At 44.9% G+C, this 13,419-nt stretch carries 16 protein-coding genes and 1 pseudogene; 10 read left to right on the plus strand and 7 right to left on the minus strand.

What is annotated here, in order from left to right; translation table 11 throughout:
* Nucleotides 1–10: 10 nt before the first annotated feature.
* Nucleotides 11–790, minus strand: coding sequence for an NRDE family protein (locus PYW33_RS13225; protein ID WP_004278423.1), 780 nt, complete (start codon nucleotides 788–790; stop codon nucleotides 11–13).
* Nucleotides 791–883: 93 nt separating this feature from the next.
* Here PYW33_RS13225 and lgt point away from each other — a divergent pair, with 93 nt between their 5' ends.
* The 3 genes from lgt to PYW33_RS13240 all read left to right on the plus strand — a co-directional run bounded on the left by lgt (nucleotide 884) and on the right by PYW33_RS13240 (nucleotide 2,557).
* Nucleotides 884–1,693: a prolipoprotein diacylglyceryl transferase gene (gene lgt / locus PYW33_RS13230; RefSeq protein WP_004278424.1), complete on the plus strand. Its 810-nt coding sequence runs from the start codon at nucleotides 884–886 to the stop codon at nucleotides 1,691–1,693.
* A 92-nt stretch (nucleotides 1,694–1,785) separates the two neighbouring features.
* Entirely contained in the window at nucleotides 1,786–2,178 is a 393-nt protein-coding gene (locus tag PYW33_RS13235) for a hypothetical protein (RefSeq protein ID WP_004278425.1), read from the plus strand.
* Nucleotides 2,171–2,557 carry a hypothetical protein gene (locus tag PYW33_RS13240; RefSeq protein ID WP_004278426.1) on the plus strand — a complete coding sequence of 129 codons (387 nt, stop codon included), beginning with the start codon at nucleotides 2,171–2,173 and terminating at the stop codon, nucleotides 2,555–2,557. Before PYW33_RS13235 ends, PYW33_RS13240 begins: the two co-directional genes overlap by 8 nt.
* Before the next feature lie 18 nt (nucleotides 2,558–2,575).
* Here PYW33_RS13240 and PYW33_RS13245 read toward each other — a convergent pair whose 3' ends face one another.
* On the minus strand, nucleotides 2,576–3,091 hold the full coding sequence (locus PYW33_RS13245; RefSeq protein WP_004278427.1) for a hypothetical protein: 516 nt from the start codon (nucleotides 3,089–3,091) through the stop codon (nucleotides 2,576–2,578).
* A 400-nt stretch (nucleotides 3,092–3,491) separates the two neighbouring features.
* Here PYW33_RS13245 and PYW33_RS13250 point away from each other — a divergent pair.
* From PYW33_RS13250 to msrA, 6 genes and pseudogenes are all read left to right on the plus strand, one after another.
* Nucleotides 3,492–3,944 (plus strand): annotated as a pseudogene (locus tag PYW33_RS13250) (lipocalin family protein).
* Between the two features lie 213 nt (nucleotides 3,945–4,157).
* Entirely contained in the window at nucleotides 4,158–5,000 is an 843-nt protein-coding gene (gene thyA / locus PYW33_RS13255; RefSeq protein WP_004278429.1) for a thymidylate synthase, read from the plus strand.
* Between the two features lie 200 nt (nucleotides 5,001–5,200).
* Nucleotides 5,201–5,713, plus strand: coding sequence for a dihydrofolate reductase (locus PYW33_RS13260; protein ID WP_004647417.1), 513 nt, complete (start codon nucleotides 5,201–5,203; stop codon nucleotides 5,711–5,713).
* A gap of 23 nt (nucleotides 5,714–5,736) precedes the next feature.
* Nucleotides 5,737–6,786 carry an Lnb N-terminal periplasmic domain-containing protein gene (locus tag PYW33_RS13265; protein ID WP_004647416.1) on the plus strand — a complete coding sequence of 350 codons (1,050 nt, stop codon included), beginning with the start codon at nucleotides 5,737–5,739 and terminating at the stop codon, nucleotides 6,784–6,786.
* 102 nt (nucleotides 6,787–6,888) lie between these two features.
* Nucleotides 6,889–7,350: an META domain-containing protein gene (locus tag PYW33_RS13270; protein ID WP_004647415.1), complete on the plus strand. Its 462-nt coding sequence runs from the start codon at nucleotides 6,889–6,891 to the stop codon at nucleotides 7,348–7,350.
* A 110-nt stretch (nucleotides 7,351–7,460) separates the two neighbouring features.
* Nucleotides 7,461–7,985, plus strand: a complete 525-nt coding sequence (gene msrA, locus PYW33_RS13275; protein WP_004647414.1) for a peptide-methionine (S)-S-oxide reductase MsrA — start codon at nucleotides 7,461–7,463, stop codon at nucleotides 7,983–7,985.
* A 64-nt stretch (nucleotides 7,986–8,049) separates the two neighbouring features.
* On the opposite strand, the gene PYW33_RS13280 is transcribed toward msrA, so the two are convergent.
* The 5 genes from PYW33_RS13280 to PYW33_RS13300 form a co-directional block, all read right to left on the minus strand.
* Nucleotides 8,050–8,454, minus strand: coding sequence for an ExbD/TolR family protein (locus PYW33_RS13280; protein WP_004278434.1), 405 nt, complete (start codon nucleotides 8,452–8,454; stop codon nucleotides 8,050–8,052).
* Entirely contained in the window at nucleotides 8,454–9,077 is a 624-nt protein-coding gene (locus tag PYW33_RS13285) for a MotA/TolQ/ExbB proton channel family protein (protein WP_004647413.1), read from the minus strand. The genes PYW33_RS13280 and PYW33_RS13285 overlap by 1 nt, the downstream gene beginning before the upstream one ends.
* A gap of 25 nt (nucleotides 9,078–9,102) precedes the next feature.
* Complete coding sequence (locus tag PYW33_RS13290) at nucleotides 9,103–9,870, minus strand: energy transducer TonB (protein ID WP_004647411.1); 768 nt, start codon at nucleotides 9,868–9,870, stop codon at nucleotides 9,103–9,105.
* A 191-nt stretch (nucleotides 9,871–10,061) separates the two neighbouring features.
* Nucleotides 10,062–10,928, minus strand: coding sequence for a formyltetrahydrofolate deformylase (purU, locus tag PYW33_RS13295; RefSeq protein WP_004647410.1), 867 nt, complete (start codon nucleotides 10,926–10,928; stop codon nucleotides 10,062–10,064).
* Between the two features lie 47 nt (nucleotides 10,929–10,975).
* A complete protein-coding gene (locus PYW33_RS13300) occupies nucleotides 10,976–11,707 on the minus strand; it encodes a TetR/AcrR family transcriptional regulator (protein ID WP_034437998.1) in 732 nt (243 codons plus the stop codon).
* 115 nt (nucleotides 11,708–11,822) lie between these two features.
* Between PYW33_RS13300 and PYW33_RS13305 the strand changes: the two genes are divergently transcribed.
* Nucleotides 11,823–13,271 carry a coniferyl aldehyde dehydrogenase gene (locus PYW33_RS13305; RefSeq protein WP_004647408.1) on the plus strand — a complete coding sequence of 483 codons (1,449 nt, stop codon included), beginning with the start codon at nucleotides 11,823–11,825 and terminating at the stop codon, nucleotides 13,269–13,271.
* Nucleotides 13,272–13,419 lie beyond the last annotated feature (148 nt).

Consider the following 13,419-nt stretch of genomic DNA (forward strand, 5'->3'; position numbering starts at 1 on the left):
TATTCGGTGATTATTTCAGGCTAATTATTTTCTCAATAGTTTGACCTGTGGTCGCACCTTGTTGTGACTTCTCGATCCAGTGCCATTGTTCCTGCTGCATTATCAAAAAATTTGAGCAGCGGGTGCCATAGGCCGGACTCTGAATAAAAGTCGAAGACAGCAGCTGTTCCATTTCAACCGAGATACCGGTATCTGGCAGAAGTTCAGGAATCACCTTGCGTTCATCTTCCAGAATATCCCAGACTGCATGATACAGATCAGCTTCCGAAACTGACTGTTGTTGCAGCATCGGTAAAAATTCCTGGGTAAAGCGTTTGCGCAAATGTCGGGTCTTGTACCAGTCTTCACTCATCAGACCATTGGAAACCACATAGACGCCATGCGCCAGTACTTGTGGTGCTTCACCGCGATTGCTCATATATACGGCCTGATCTTGATTTCCAATAAAAAGATTAAAGCCGGCATAGTCACATTGACGTTGTTCCAGATCTTGGGCAAAACGAATGGGCGTTAAGTCAGAATCTAAAAAGTTCTGGATGATATGTCCACGTGAAGTCGGATAATGCCCTTTGTCCTGTCCATCACGAAAATTGGTAATCACCGCCCAGCGACCGGAAGCCGTAATCCCCATCCAGGTACCGCCCGACTGTAGATCCTGCCCGGCAATTATAGGACTATTCTCCCATTCATGCAGCTCCTGCGTAGGACGCTGATAGAACTCATCCCGATTTGAAATCAGACATAATGGGCTCTGATCCAGAACCTTCCAAGCCAATGCCACGATACACATAATTTACGCTCTCGATCTTTACACATTGAATGTACAACATTTTTCTTTGCTTTCAGCTAAAATCTGTGCAAAACAGAATCACAAGGAACAGGAATGCTCACCTATCCCAATATTGATCCCGTAGCGATTTCGCTCGGGCCCTTACAAGTCCACTGGTATGGACTGATGTACTTACTGGCATTTTTATTTGCCTGGGGATTGGCGACGTTTCGCGCCAAACAACGTGGCTGGACACCGGATATGGTGTCTGACCTGATCTTTTTCGGTGCACTCGGTGTGATCATCGGTGGCCGTGTCGGTTATGTCTTCTTCTACGGTTTTTCCCAGTTCCTGGCCGATCCTTTATGGCTGTTCCAGATCTGGACCGGTGGTATGAGTTTCCACGGCGGTTTCCTCGGGGTTATTCTGGCCATGTTATGGTGGTGCAAGAAATATAAGATGACCTGGTTCCAGACTCTGGATTTTATCGCACCTTGCGTACCGACAGGCTTGATGTTTGGCCGAATTGGTAACTTTATTGGTGGCGAACTGTATGGCCGTCAGGTGACCGACCCAAACTTTGCCTGGGGCATGATTTTCCCGACTGATCCCCTGCAACTGGTTCGTCATCCTTCACAACTGTATCAGGCGCTATGTGAAGGCCTGATCCTGTTTATTGTCCTATGGTGGTTCAGCTCCAAGCCGCGTCCACGTATGGCAGTTTCCGCACTGTTCCTGATCGGTTATGGCCTGGCACGTTTTGTGGTTGAATTCTTCCGTGAGCCGGACAATGGCCAACTGTTTATTGGCTGGATGAGCAAAGGACAATTCCTGAGCCTACCAATGATCCTGATTGGCTTGTGGATGATGTGGTATGCCTACCAGAAGAAAATATATGACTGGGGTCCAAACAAAAATAGCTGAGAAAATCGCGTAATTGAGCGAGGCAAAGGCCTCGCTTTTTTATACTCAAAATATGCTAAAGTGCCGATTATCTCTTCTATTCTTTCATCATTATGCTTGAGTTCTGGTTTAATCCGCAGGTATCTGTTCTCAAAAAACTGTTGATCTTTATTGTGATTGCAGCGACAGCTGCAGGCTTGTACTGGATGGAACCACTGCCCTTAGATTCGATTTTAATGTTTATCGGTACCGGCATCATTTTTCTGATTTGTCGTTACTGCAAAATCCACTTTACCAGCAAAAACCCGACCGGTTTGCTGTATAGATTACTGACCTGGATTCCAATTGCCTTATTGATTGCTTTAGTTTTTATGAATATGCAACAGGGCGAAATCCTGATTCCGGGTGCACAAGGCATTGCATTTATGGCACTGGCGATTTGCCTGTTTTCACCATTGTCGCTGCTCAATCAGAACAAATCAGATGAGGGTTCACCCCGTGCTTGAGTTCTGGTATTCCGAACGCTGTACCCGTCAAATCAAACTCATCGTCATCATCGCGACCTGTATTTTGATTTATGCAGCATCGACTGTGGTCCAGTTAAGTCCGGTATTTGTTGGGGTGAGTTTAGCGATTGGGATTGTCGTGCATTTACTGCACCATTTCCGCCTGAAAATCTCAAAATCCAATCCCTATGCAAATGGCTTTAGCGCCTTGAGCCGGGTGATTCCCATCATTGCCTTAATTACCCTGTTTGGCTATTTACCAGAACAGCACCAGCAATGGGGCAAATTTGCCTTGGGTCTGCAATGTCTTGGCTTTGCCGCGATTGGATTATTTATCGTTTCAATCTATGAAAGCCGTGCGAAGCGTTTTGAGGACTGATCACTTCGCAGTGTTTTCTTAGAAGTAAGTTTCCAGACGATAGTAACTATAAGTCACGTTTTTATTGCGATAAACCGCATGATCTCGCTGTTTAAAATCCGATACCCAGGCACTACCTGAATAAGCCGCGATATGTCCATATTTATGTCCCTGAGTACGGTCAATAATATAGATATCGCCTTTTTTCGGCCGATCAAAAGAAGCATTAATTTTCTTATAACCCAGCTGCATCAGGGTACTTCCCCAATCTGCTGCTGCGACCGGATGATTCACAATTTTCGCACCAGAAGATTGCAGACCGACACGAATACTGCGCGCACATTTCTGTGTACTGGTATTTCGGGTAATGCCTTGCAGATAACTGGTAAATTTCTCGATATTGATACGATGGCCATTGCTTACGCCTGAAGCGTTACGGACAGTGGCTTTTTGGGATGACTTTTTAGGTCTTTGCTCCGATTGGGAACGCACCATGATATTCGCTTGGACAGGAGCATGTACTTCGCTCATGTTTACTTGATGATCATAGATCATGCCTTACCAACCGCTCCTCGCCTGTAATTTAGGCTTTCATATTGTTAACAAGCCGAGAATACTAGTCGTTTAAATGTTATCTTTCACATTAAAAATGTAAATAAATTTGTCTATTTTTCCGGCATTCAAATTAAGCCGTTCTTTCTCATACAGTTACAAAACCCATCATCTTTGCAAAAAAAATGTAAAGCAAAGCCAACTTCGATGCCTTGCAAAGCCTTTTTAGCCTGAAATACGCAAAATGAGTCCTTATTTTTTTCTACTTAAACCTTATGGATTTAATTTGTAGCTCGGCCATTTTCAGACAACATTTCACTACATGATTACATCATTTTGAGCTTTGCACCCTATATTACACTGATGCGGCATTTTTAAATATTGAACCAAACGGAGAAGAAAAATAAGTCAGACTTTAAGCACCGTTTCAAATTTTAATTTAGAACAATATTTAGGGACCTGGTATGAAATTGCACGTTTGCCGATGAAGCGCCAACCTGAAGACAGCACCGATATTTCTGCGGTATAGAGCTTGAATGAAAATGGCAAGGTGGATGAAGCCATTGCTGAAGCGACCATTATCGATGCAGAACATGCCAAGCTTGAAGTCAGCTTTTTACCTGAAGGCCTGCGTTGGATTCCGTTCACCAAGGGTGATTACTGGGTATTAAAAATCGATCCAGATTATCAGACCGCGCTTGTAGGCGAACCGAATAAAGAATATTTATGGCTACTGCATCGCGGTACCAGTCTGGATGAAACCATTCAACGCGAATATTTAAGTTATGCAGCACCCTTAGGTTATGATCTGTCTGATCTGATTCATACCGTCCATACTGGCCATAAAACCGCTTAAACCTTTTCTACAACAAGCACCCGCACTGGGTATTTTTTTTGATTGGGTGCTTGCCGATCTTTTTTGCAGAAGATGCAATATCAGAAATATTAGAAAAAAATGTTATGATGCATTCAATTCAATTTACCCAGCTCGACAGAAAGTGGATTTATCCGAGATAAACTTTTTCTGCTGAAAAAAAAGGTAATTTAAACAAATTTTTAAGAGAGACCTATGCGCCAATATCTTGACCTATTACAACATATCCTCGACAACGGCGGCGATAAAGGCGACCGTACCGGTACAGGTACACGTTCGGTATTTGGTCATCAGATGCGCTTTGATCTTTCCCAAGGTTTTCCTTTACTGACCACCAAAAAAGTTCATTTCCGTTCTATCGTGATCGAACTGTTGTGGTTCCTGAAAGGCGATACCAATGTTCAGTATTTAAAAGACAATAAAGTCTCGATTTGGGATGAATGGGCGACCGCAGAACAAACTGCGCGTTTTGGCCGTCCTGAAGGCGAATTAGGCCCAGTATATGGTCACCAATGGCGCAATTTTGGGGCCAGCAAGAATGCAGACAATAGCTATAATCAGGACGGTTTTGACCAAATCAAATGGTTGATCAATGAAATTAAAACTAATCCGAATTCGCGTCGTCTGATCGTGTCCGGCTGGAACCCGAATGAAGCGGGTCAGGTCGCCTTACCCCCTTGCCATACCCTGTTCCAGTTTTTTGTGCACAATGGCAAATTGTCTTGTCAGTTGTATCAGCGCAGTGCCGATGTATTTTTGGGTGTACCATTTAATATTGCCAGCTATGCTTTGTTGACGCATATGATCGCGCAAGTCTGTGATCTGGAGGTTGGTGACTTTGTCTGGACTGGTGGCGATACCCACTTGTACAGCAATCATTTTGAACAGGCACAATTACAGCTCAGCCGTGAGCCACTCGGCCTTTGTCAATTAAAACTAAATCCCGAGATTAAAGACCTGTTCGATTTCAAATTTGAAGATATCGAAATTGTCGGTTATGAATCTCATCCAGGAATTAAAGCCCCTGTCGCTGTTTAATTTTCTTTATTATAAAGTTCCCCCTCCTCCTAGGAGAGGGCTAGGAAGAGGTTTTTTACCACGCGTGAATCGCCACCTCCTTTCAAAATATATTCCTAGCCCTAAAGCATGAAGGCAATCAATATAGATTTTTAACCTTTCTTTCGTACCAGTAAAAAATTACACGAAGGACTTTGGGCTTGATAAGAAGGATTCAATACATGTCATTTCAAGATTTAGAAGTTGTACACGTCGTTGCCATGGATCAGCAGCGTTGTATCGGCAAGGGCAATGATCTACCTTGGCATATCTCTGCCGACCTGAAACACTTCAAGGAAATCACCCAAGGCGGTGTGGTGGTGATGGGTCGCAAGACACTAGAATCGATGGGACGTACTCTGCCTAAACGGGTGAACTGGGTGATTACCCGTGATCCAGACTGGGCATTTGCAGGCACCAAAGTCGCTTATAGCATTGAAGATGCGTTGAGTCAGGCCGTTGCAGATGTAAAGGCTTCAGAAAAACCCGAAACCATTTTCATCATTGGTGGCGGTGAAATCTTTAAACAGACCATGAATATTACAGACCGTCTAGAACTGACGCATGTCGAACTGGATGTACAGGGCGATGCCTATTATCCAGAGATTCCAGCGGAATTTAAAAAGGTCGCCGCCGAGCAACATATCGACGACAAAACCGGCATTGCTTTTGAGTTCGCAACCTACAGAAAATAAAACCTATTTCTCATGAAAAAGTGATGATGCAGGGACGCGAATATATTTCCAGGCACTGGAGTCTGTGGCTGCTGGGCAGTCTGTTTACTTTATTCGTCATTCTGTCGAGTTTGTGGCTCAGCCTGATGCTTTGGGTGCATCAACCTATTGGAAAAATCGGCAGCTTGATGCTGATTGGACTCTGGCTGACCTTTGCACTGGTCGTTCTCGGGATTTATTTCACCCGGCATCTGATCTCCCGCCAAGTGGATAGCGTTCTTTATCTTCTGGCCTTTTTATTCTGTCTGCTGGGATATTTCAGTCTGGAAGCGCGTCAGGATCGAGAGTGGAATCCTGAGGTTTCCCAGCTTCTGCATTATGAGCAGCAAGGCGATCAGGTTACCTTACACAATATCCGCAACTTTGACTGGCAGGCCGATGGTCGCTATATCGAACGCTGGGAAAGCCGCAGTTTTGATCTGAATCAGATTACTGGCGTGAACATCATTACTTCCTACTGGATGGGGCCTAAAATTGCCCATACCCTGGTCAGCTTCGATTTTGCCAATCAAAAGCCACTCACCTTCTCGATTGAAATTCGCAAGGAAAAGAATGAAGAGTTTTCAGCGATTGGTGGTTTTTTCCGAAAATATGAACTGAGTCTGGTCGCATCGGATGAAAAGGATATTGTCTATACCCGTAGCAATGTCCGTGGTGAACAGGTCTATTTTTTCCCAGTCAAAATGCCGCAAGCTCAGGCTAAAGCGCTATTCAAGGAATATCTGCGTCAGGCCGATGAACTGGCCCAAAAGCCAAAATGGTACAATACCCTGACCAGTAATTGCACCACACTAGTCTTTGATATGGTTCAGGCGATATCGCAACAACAGCTACCCTCAGATTACCGGTTGCTTGCCTCCGGCTATTTACCGAATTATCTCTATGATCTTAAAGTACTGGAACAGTCTTGGGATATGCACACCTGGTATCAACGGGCACATGTCAATCCACGGGTAGAACGCACCGCTAATCTCTCCAGTCAGGACTATTCACGCCTGATCCGGCAGGGCCTACCAAAACCCGACATGCAATAACTGTGTAGCAAATCCACTTCAATAAAGATACAAAATCAACTGGAACCTTGATCATTTTTTTGTTTATATACAAACAGCTAGTCAATGATCAGAGTATCTCTCATGCTAAAAAAATTAACTGCAATCGCGATTCTAGGCTCGGTTTTAACGGTCATGGGCTGCGAAACTGTACCCAATACAGCCACGACACAAACCGCGAATCATTTACAACTTTTGCAAAATCGTATCTGGATTGCAACCCAGATTGGCAATACTGAAATCAAGACGGTGCCAACCGCACGCAATGTTCCGAGTCTGCAATTTGATGCCAGTACCCAGCGCGTTTCAGGTTCAGATAGCTGTAACCGGATTATGGGCAGCTACACAGCAGCAAAAGACACGCTGACCCTGAGCCAGATGGCCACTACCCGTATGGCCTGTATGAACAACGATCAGCTTGATCAGAAATTTAATGAAGCTTTAGCCAAAGTGACTCATTATCAAGTGTTTGGTAAAACCTTAAAATTACTGGATCGCCATGGAAATCTCTTGATCCAGCTGGAAAGTGCTGTTCAGCCGCGTTAATACTTCCCTACAAAAAGCCTGTATGGACAGGCTTTTTTATCTTTCATACTGATGAGCTGGAATTTAACCATCAGCCCGATTGAGTTATTTAATTGAATGAGGAATCAACCATGCAACAGGCACTTTTCGGTGGGGGATGCTTTTGGTGTACTGAAGCCGTATTTTTACAGATTCAGGGAGTTCAGCAAGTCGTCAGCGGTTACGCAGGTGGGCACACAACTCAGCCAAACTATGATGATGTCTGTGGTGGCAATACCGGCCATGCCGAAGTCATTCTGATCGATTTCGATGAAAACCAGATTAACTATAACCAATTGCTCGATGTCTTTTTTGCGACCCATGATCCAACCACATTAAACCGTCAAGGCAATGATGTCGGCACCCAGTATCGTTCTGTGATTTATTATCTGAATGATGAACAGCAGCAACAGGCGCAGCAGGCGATGGATGCCCTGAAAGCCGATGGCATCAATGTGGTAACTGAACTGAGCCCTGCCCCGACTTTCTATCCGGCGGAAGACTATCATCAAAACTTCTTTGCCAAGAACCCGACCCAGGGCTATTGCAATTTTGCCATTCCGCCAAAATTGAATAAATTACGCAGCAAATTTACGACCTTGCTAAAAACTCATTAAGATTCATGAAAAATGGGCATAAAAAAAGCGACTGCAATCAGTCGCTTTTTTTATTACCTGAATCTTAGTTATCGGTTGCAAAAGCAATATCGCTGAGTCCGGCTCCACTCGCACGCGACATGACTTGCGCCACTGAGTCATAACGTGATTCTTTATCCGCTTTCAGCACAATGGTCGGCTGACGTTCAGCTTGGCCCGCTTCATTAAAACGGGTTTCAAGTTGTTCTAGCGTCAGTACATCACCATTCCAAGCAATGTCACCTTCGGCATTGATGCTGATCGTGACATTTTCAGGCGGCAGATCGATAATCTCCGCAGTGGTTTGTGGCAAGGTTAATGGAATTGATGGGTTCGCAACGGTCGCTGTCACCAGAAAGATGATCATCAATACCAACATAATGTCGATGAGGGGAATGAGGTTCATCTCATTCATGCCTACATCGTTGTCTTCACCCAGTTGAAAAGCCATTAAACTTGACCTCCCACGAAACTCTGTTGTGTTACTTTTTCATCAGACTTTTTTGCAGCAGATTCCTGTTGCAGCATGGTATCAATCAACAGACCATGTGCCTGATCTTGTAATTCATGAGCCAAGCCACGATTAGCACGGACACAGATGTTATAAGCCAGTACCGCAGGAATCGCGACTGCCAGACCTAAGCCAGTCATAATCAACGCTTCACCGACTGGGGTTGCCACTTGTGCCAGACCTGCCTGACCACTTTTACCAACAGCAACCAGCGCATGGAAGATGCCCCATACTGTACCGAACAAACCGACAAATGGAGAGATCGATGCGATGGTACCCAGAACTGATACACCTTTTTCGGCATTGGCTTTTTCTGCTGAAATCTGGCGTAACAGCGCCTGTTCTGCCACTGCTTTACGCTGTTCAAAGCCCAAAGGAGCCAGCTTGGTTTTCAGTTTTTCCAATGCTTGAGATAACTGAGCATAGGCAATCTGTTTCAGTTGGCGAGTGCCCATCAAACGCAGCACAAAAATGGTCCATGTCGCAATCGACATTGCCAATAACACGAAATACAGCGTTTTACTGACTGCATCAGCGTGTTGCCAATAAACTGAAAAGTTCATATTCGAACTCCTAATGGGTGAGCCGTTATTTAACCTGAAAATCGAAAGGCTGTTCCACACGGGTTGGATAAGCCACACCATTTTCAACATATTTAGTGAGTTGTGCACGACGTACCGCGGCTTCTACTTTGCGCGTTACTGCCGGGCTACAACTTGAATTTCGTGCAGTTGCAGAAACCACTTTACCCTGCTCATTCGCTGAAACATCTACTACCAGTGAACAGGCTGATTTTAATTCACCTGCAGAGAGCGAGACTTTGGGTGAACGCTGCCAGGACACGCCCCCACCAATCGATACACTTTTCGGGGATGGCGGCGCAGCAGGTGCTGGCGGTGTCACAGGCGCAGGTGGCGCGACCGGAGCAGGTGCCGGTTTAATTTTAGTTTCAGTGACCACTGTCGGTACAACCGGACTTGGGGTTGGTTTTGCTTCAACTGGTGGTGCTTTAACCACTTTTGGCGCTTCAGCCTTTTTCACCTGCTCGATTTTTTCTACTTTTTTCGGTGGTGGTGGCAGCGGTTTATCGACAATTTTGACTTCTTTAGGCTTAGGCGGCTCTTTTTGTGGCTCGGCCTTCGGCTTTGACGGTAAAGGTTTTGGCGCTTCCTGGAGTTTTACAAAGCGCACTTTTAAGGGTTGCTTATCAATGGGTGTCAGCTCAGGTGCTTTCATCTGGCTGATCGCATATAACACACCCACATGCCCAATCAGTACAGCCGCCACGATAGAGATGACTTTCTTTTTCATCTGATTCGGCGGTGTAGGCATTTGGGGCGCAGCAACTTGACTCATTAAATCTATTACCTTGAGGAGATGATGTGGAACAAACTATCAAGCTCATCGGTTAGCACAATTAAAGTATGCCAATAATAAATGAGAAGTGTTTTCATTTGCAACCGCTAATCCTACCTTTAACTGACTTTTTTGCATCAAAACAAAAAAGGCACACTAAAAGTATGCCTTTTTAAAACTCAATGCAAGTCTTATTGGAACACGACAGTCTTGTTGCCATCGACAATAATACGGTCTTCCAAATGCCATTTTACCGCACGGGCCAATACATTACGTTCCACATCCTGACCGAGTTCACGTAACTGCTCAACGGTAAAGTCATGGTTCACGCGCTCCACATCCTGCTCGATGATCGGACCTTGATCCAGATCAGCAGTCACATAGTGTGCAGTTGCACCAATCAGCTTCACACCTTTTTCATAGGCCTGTTTGTACGGATTGGCACCTACGAAAGCTGGCAGGAAAGAATGGTGAATGTTGATCACTTTCATTTCCCACTTGCTGACAAATTCTTCATCCAGAATCTGCATATAACGCGCCAGCACCAACAGGTCATTGCCTTGCATCAACTGGTCGATTTCTGCATAAGCTTCAGGTTTGTTGTCTTTGGTCACCGGCACAACTTCGAATGGAATGCCAAAATTTTCAACTGCTTCGCGTAAAGTCTCGTGATTCGATACTACTTTGGTAATTTCACAAGGCAGACCACCACGCGCATGACGCCATAACAGCTCAAGCAAGGCATGATCGACTTTAGACACCAGAATACCGACTTTTTTCACATCACTGACCAGAGCCAGACGCCATTGCATGCCATAGCGTTCTGCCACATTCGCTGCAAAAGTCTGGATAATACTTTCTTTACGACTTTGAAGATTATCTAATTCAAATTCAACGCGCATGAAGTAACGTCCGCCCTGCGCTGCTGTCGCATATTGGTCAAGCGCAGTAATGTTGGCACCTTGATGATACAAGAAGCTCGAAACAGCCTGCACGATGCCCGGCTTGTCTTCACAAGTAATCAATAAACGTGCGGTGTTAGCAGTCGTCATATTCATGTTGGTTTAAGTCACTAATCAGTTAAATTAAAAATAAGCCGAGTATTCTAGCGCGTTTCTTGGATATTCTGAATAGTTTGTTCAGATTCAGAATCTTTAGATGACGACAGGCTGGCAAAAAGTTCCGAAGAGCCCAAACTACTCAATAAACCTTCATAGGTTTGACGACTTTCACCACGTAAATACGCCCCTTCCAGGAATACCATTTGACGGAGTGCCTGCCAGACCCATTTTTCTTCCAGCGTATTGGAATCGGTTAAATGACCTGACATATACAGGAAGTTGGTCCAGTTGGTCAGTACAATCCACAGGTTAATGATCAGGGCTTCAATTTCTGAATCGGTCATGTCCATCAGGCCTGCATTAACAAAGCCTTTATAAATTTTCTGGCCCTGCTGCATCACCTGTCCGGCAAAGCGTGGATACATCTTGCGAAAATCTTCGTTATTTTCTACCAGATGATAGACATCACGATGCAGGAAACGGTAAGCCCATAACTGGCTGCTCAGCACCTGAAAATAATGCACCTTATCATTGGCATCCAGTGCACGGTCATCCGGCAGCGCCAGCATTTCCAGGGTCTGATGCTGGTACTGTTCCATCAATTCTTTAATAATTTCATTTTTATTGCGGAAATGATAATACAGGTTACCCGGGCTCATGCCGAGTTCAGCCGCAATGTGATTGGTGGTTACCGATCGTTCGCCACGCTCGTTAAACAGCTGCAAACTGAGCTGCAAGATACGCTCTTTAGTTTTTAAGGTTTTGGTTTGGGACATCCTAAAATAACCATTCAGTTCATGCATTAGCAGGCTAACACACAAAGTCACTTGACTAATTAGAGTATTTGCTCTAAAAATTAATTAATCGATTTTTGAATAATGGTAGTGCGGCATGAACAGTCACACAAAAACAACATCAATGACACCACATTTTTTTGATAGCCAATATCTGAATGAAGTCTTAGCGCAACAAAAACACGCTTACTTACACTACCCTCTGCCGACTGCAAAGGAACGTATCGATCGTTTAGCTCGACTTAAGCGTATCTTAGTTAAGTATCAAGATCAATTTGCTGATGCAATTAATCAGGACTATGGTAACCGTTCCATTGGGGAAACCAAGATTGGTGAACTGCTCACCTGTCTGGAACATATCAAATATTACAGCAAAAACCTGACCCGATGGATGAAACCTTCCAAGCGTCATGTCGGCATTATTCATCAGCCGGCAAAAGCCTGGGTACAATATCAGCCTTTGGGCGTAGTCGGAATTATCGCACCGTGGAACTATCCGCTGTTGTTGTCGATTGGCCCTTTGATTTGCGCACTAGCGGCCGGCAACCATGCCATGATCAAAATTTCCAGTGCATCCGCTGCTTTTGGTGAAGTTCTGGAAAAAGCCCTGGCTGAAGCCTTCCCTAAAGAATTGGTCGCTGTGGTGAATGGTGGTGGTGTGATTTCAGATGCTTTCTGTCGTTTGCCTTTCGATAAACTGATTTTCACTGGCTCAACTGCAGTCGGTAAAACCGTCATGGCAGCCGCTGCCGAAAATCTGGTTCCGGTGATTCTGGAACTGGGCGGTAAATCGCCGGTACTGGTGCATCCATCGATTGATCTGCGCGATGTCGCGCAGCGGATTGCGGTGGGTAAACTCTGGAATGCCGGTCAGACCTGTGTAGCTCCGGACTATATGTTCTTGCCTCGCGGGAAAACTGCCGAGTTCATTGATCACTTTAAAGCCTGTGTCGAAAGTATGTATCCGGATATCACCCATAATCAGGATTACACCTCGATTATTAATGTCAAACAATATAACCGTCTGCAAGGCTATCTGGATGATGCGCGTGAACAGGGTGCGCAAGTCATTGAAATTAATCCGCGTAGTGAAAACTCGGCTGATCTGCGCAAGATTGCACCGACCATCGTGACCAATGTCACCCCGATGATGCAGATCATGCAGCATGAAATCTTTGGCCCACTGTTACCGATCATGGAATATGATCAAATTGACGATGTCATCGACTTTATTAATAGCCGTCCGCGTCCACTTGCTTTATACTACTTCGACTTTGATCAGGCGCGTGCCGATTATGTCGCACAGCGTACCCATTCAGGGCATTTCGGGCAAAATACGGTACTGACCCATGTTGCGCAGGATGATCTACCATTTGGGGGTGTCGGTGCATCAGGTATGGGTAAATACCATGGCCCAGAAGGCTTCTTCAGTTTGTCGCATGAACGCTCAGTAATGTCGAATCCAAAGCTGTACAGCTTGAAATACATTCTGCCACCGTTCAATAAACCGATTCACAAGCTGATTTCGAAGACACTTCTCCGCTAAATGATCAAGGCATGAGCTATCGATATAGTTCGTGCCGCGTTTTGACGAAAATCGCTTGTCTTTTAAGCGCATTTTTGATATAAAACGCCCCTTGAATGATTTCAATCCGTTTATTTTTGACTGGCCATACAGATTTGCTGTTGGCTAA

The sequence above is a fragment of the Acinetobacter lwoffii genome, from assembly GCF_029024105.1.
In the GTDB taxonomy this organism is placed as follows: domain Bacteria; phylum Pseudomonadota; class Gammaproteobacteria; order Pseudomonadales; family Moraxellaceae; genus Acinetobacter; species Acinetobacter lwoffii.

Excerpts from the sequence above, each read along its gene's own strand:
- PYW33_RS13290 (WP_004647411.1), bottom strand. The coding sequence starts at position 9,870 with ATGAGTCAAGTTGCTGCGCCCCAAATGCCTACACCGCCGAATCAGATG.
- lgt (WP_004278424.1), top strand. The coding sequence starts at position 884 with ATGCTCACCTATCCCAATATTGATCCCGTAGCGATTTCGCTCGGGCCC.
- thyA (WP_004278429.1), top strand. The coding sequence starts at position 4,158 with ATGCGCCAATATCTTGACCTATTACAACATATCCTCGACAACGGCGGC.
- purU (WP_004647410.1), bottom strand. The coding sequence starts at position 10,928 with ATGAATATGACGACTGCTAACACCGCACGTTTATTGATTACTTGTGAA.
- msrA (WP_004647414.1), top strand. The coding sequence starts at position 7,461 with ATGCAACAGGCACTTTTCGGTGGGGGATGCTTTTGGTGTACTGAAGCC.
- PYW33_RS13280 (WP_004278434.1), bottom strand. The coding sequence starts at position 8,454 with ATGGCTTTTCAACTGGGTGAAGACAACGATGTAGGCATGAATGAGATG.
- PYW33_RS13245 (WP_004278427.1), bottom strand. The coding sequence starts at position 3,091 with ATGATCTATGATCATCAAGTAAACATGAGCGAAGTACATGCTCCTGTC.
- PYW33_RS13305 (WP_004647408.1), top strand. The coding sequence starts at position 11,823 with ATGAACAGTCACACAAAAACAACATCAATGACACCACATTTTTTTGAT.
- PYW33_RS13260 (WP_004647417.1), top strand. The coding sequence starts at position 5,201 with ATGTCATTTCAAGATTTAGAAGTTGTACACGTCGTTGCCATGGATCAG.
- PYW33_RS13300 (WP_034437998.1), bottom strand. The coding sequence starts at position 11,707 with ATGTCCCAAACCAAAACCTTAAAAACTAAAGAGCGTATCTTGCAGCTC.
- PYW33_RS13270 (WP_004647415.1), top strand. The coding sequence starts at position 6,889 with ATGCTAAAAAAATTAACTGCAATCGCGATTCTAGGCTCGGTTTTAACG.
- PYW33_RS13265 (WP_004647416.1), top strand. The coding sequence starts at position 5,737 with ATGATGCAGGGACGCGAATATATTTCCAGGCACTGGAGTCTGTGGCTG.
- PYW33_RS13225 (WP_004278423.1), bottom strand. The coding sequence starts at position 790 with ATGTGTATCGTGGCATTGGCTTGGAAGGTTCTGGATCAGAGCCCATTA.
- PYW33_RS13235 (WP_004278425.1), top strand. The coding sequence starts at position 1,786 with ATGCTTGAGTTCTGGTTTAATCCGCAGGTATCTGTTCTCAAAAAACTG.
- PYW33_RS13285 (WP_004647413.1), bottom strand. The coding sequence starts at position 9,077 with ATGAACTTTTCAGTTTATTGGCAACACGCTGATGCAGTCAGTAAAACG.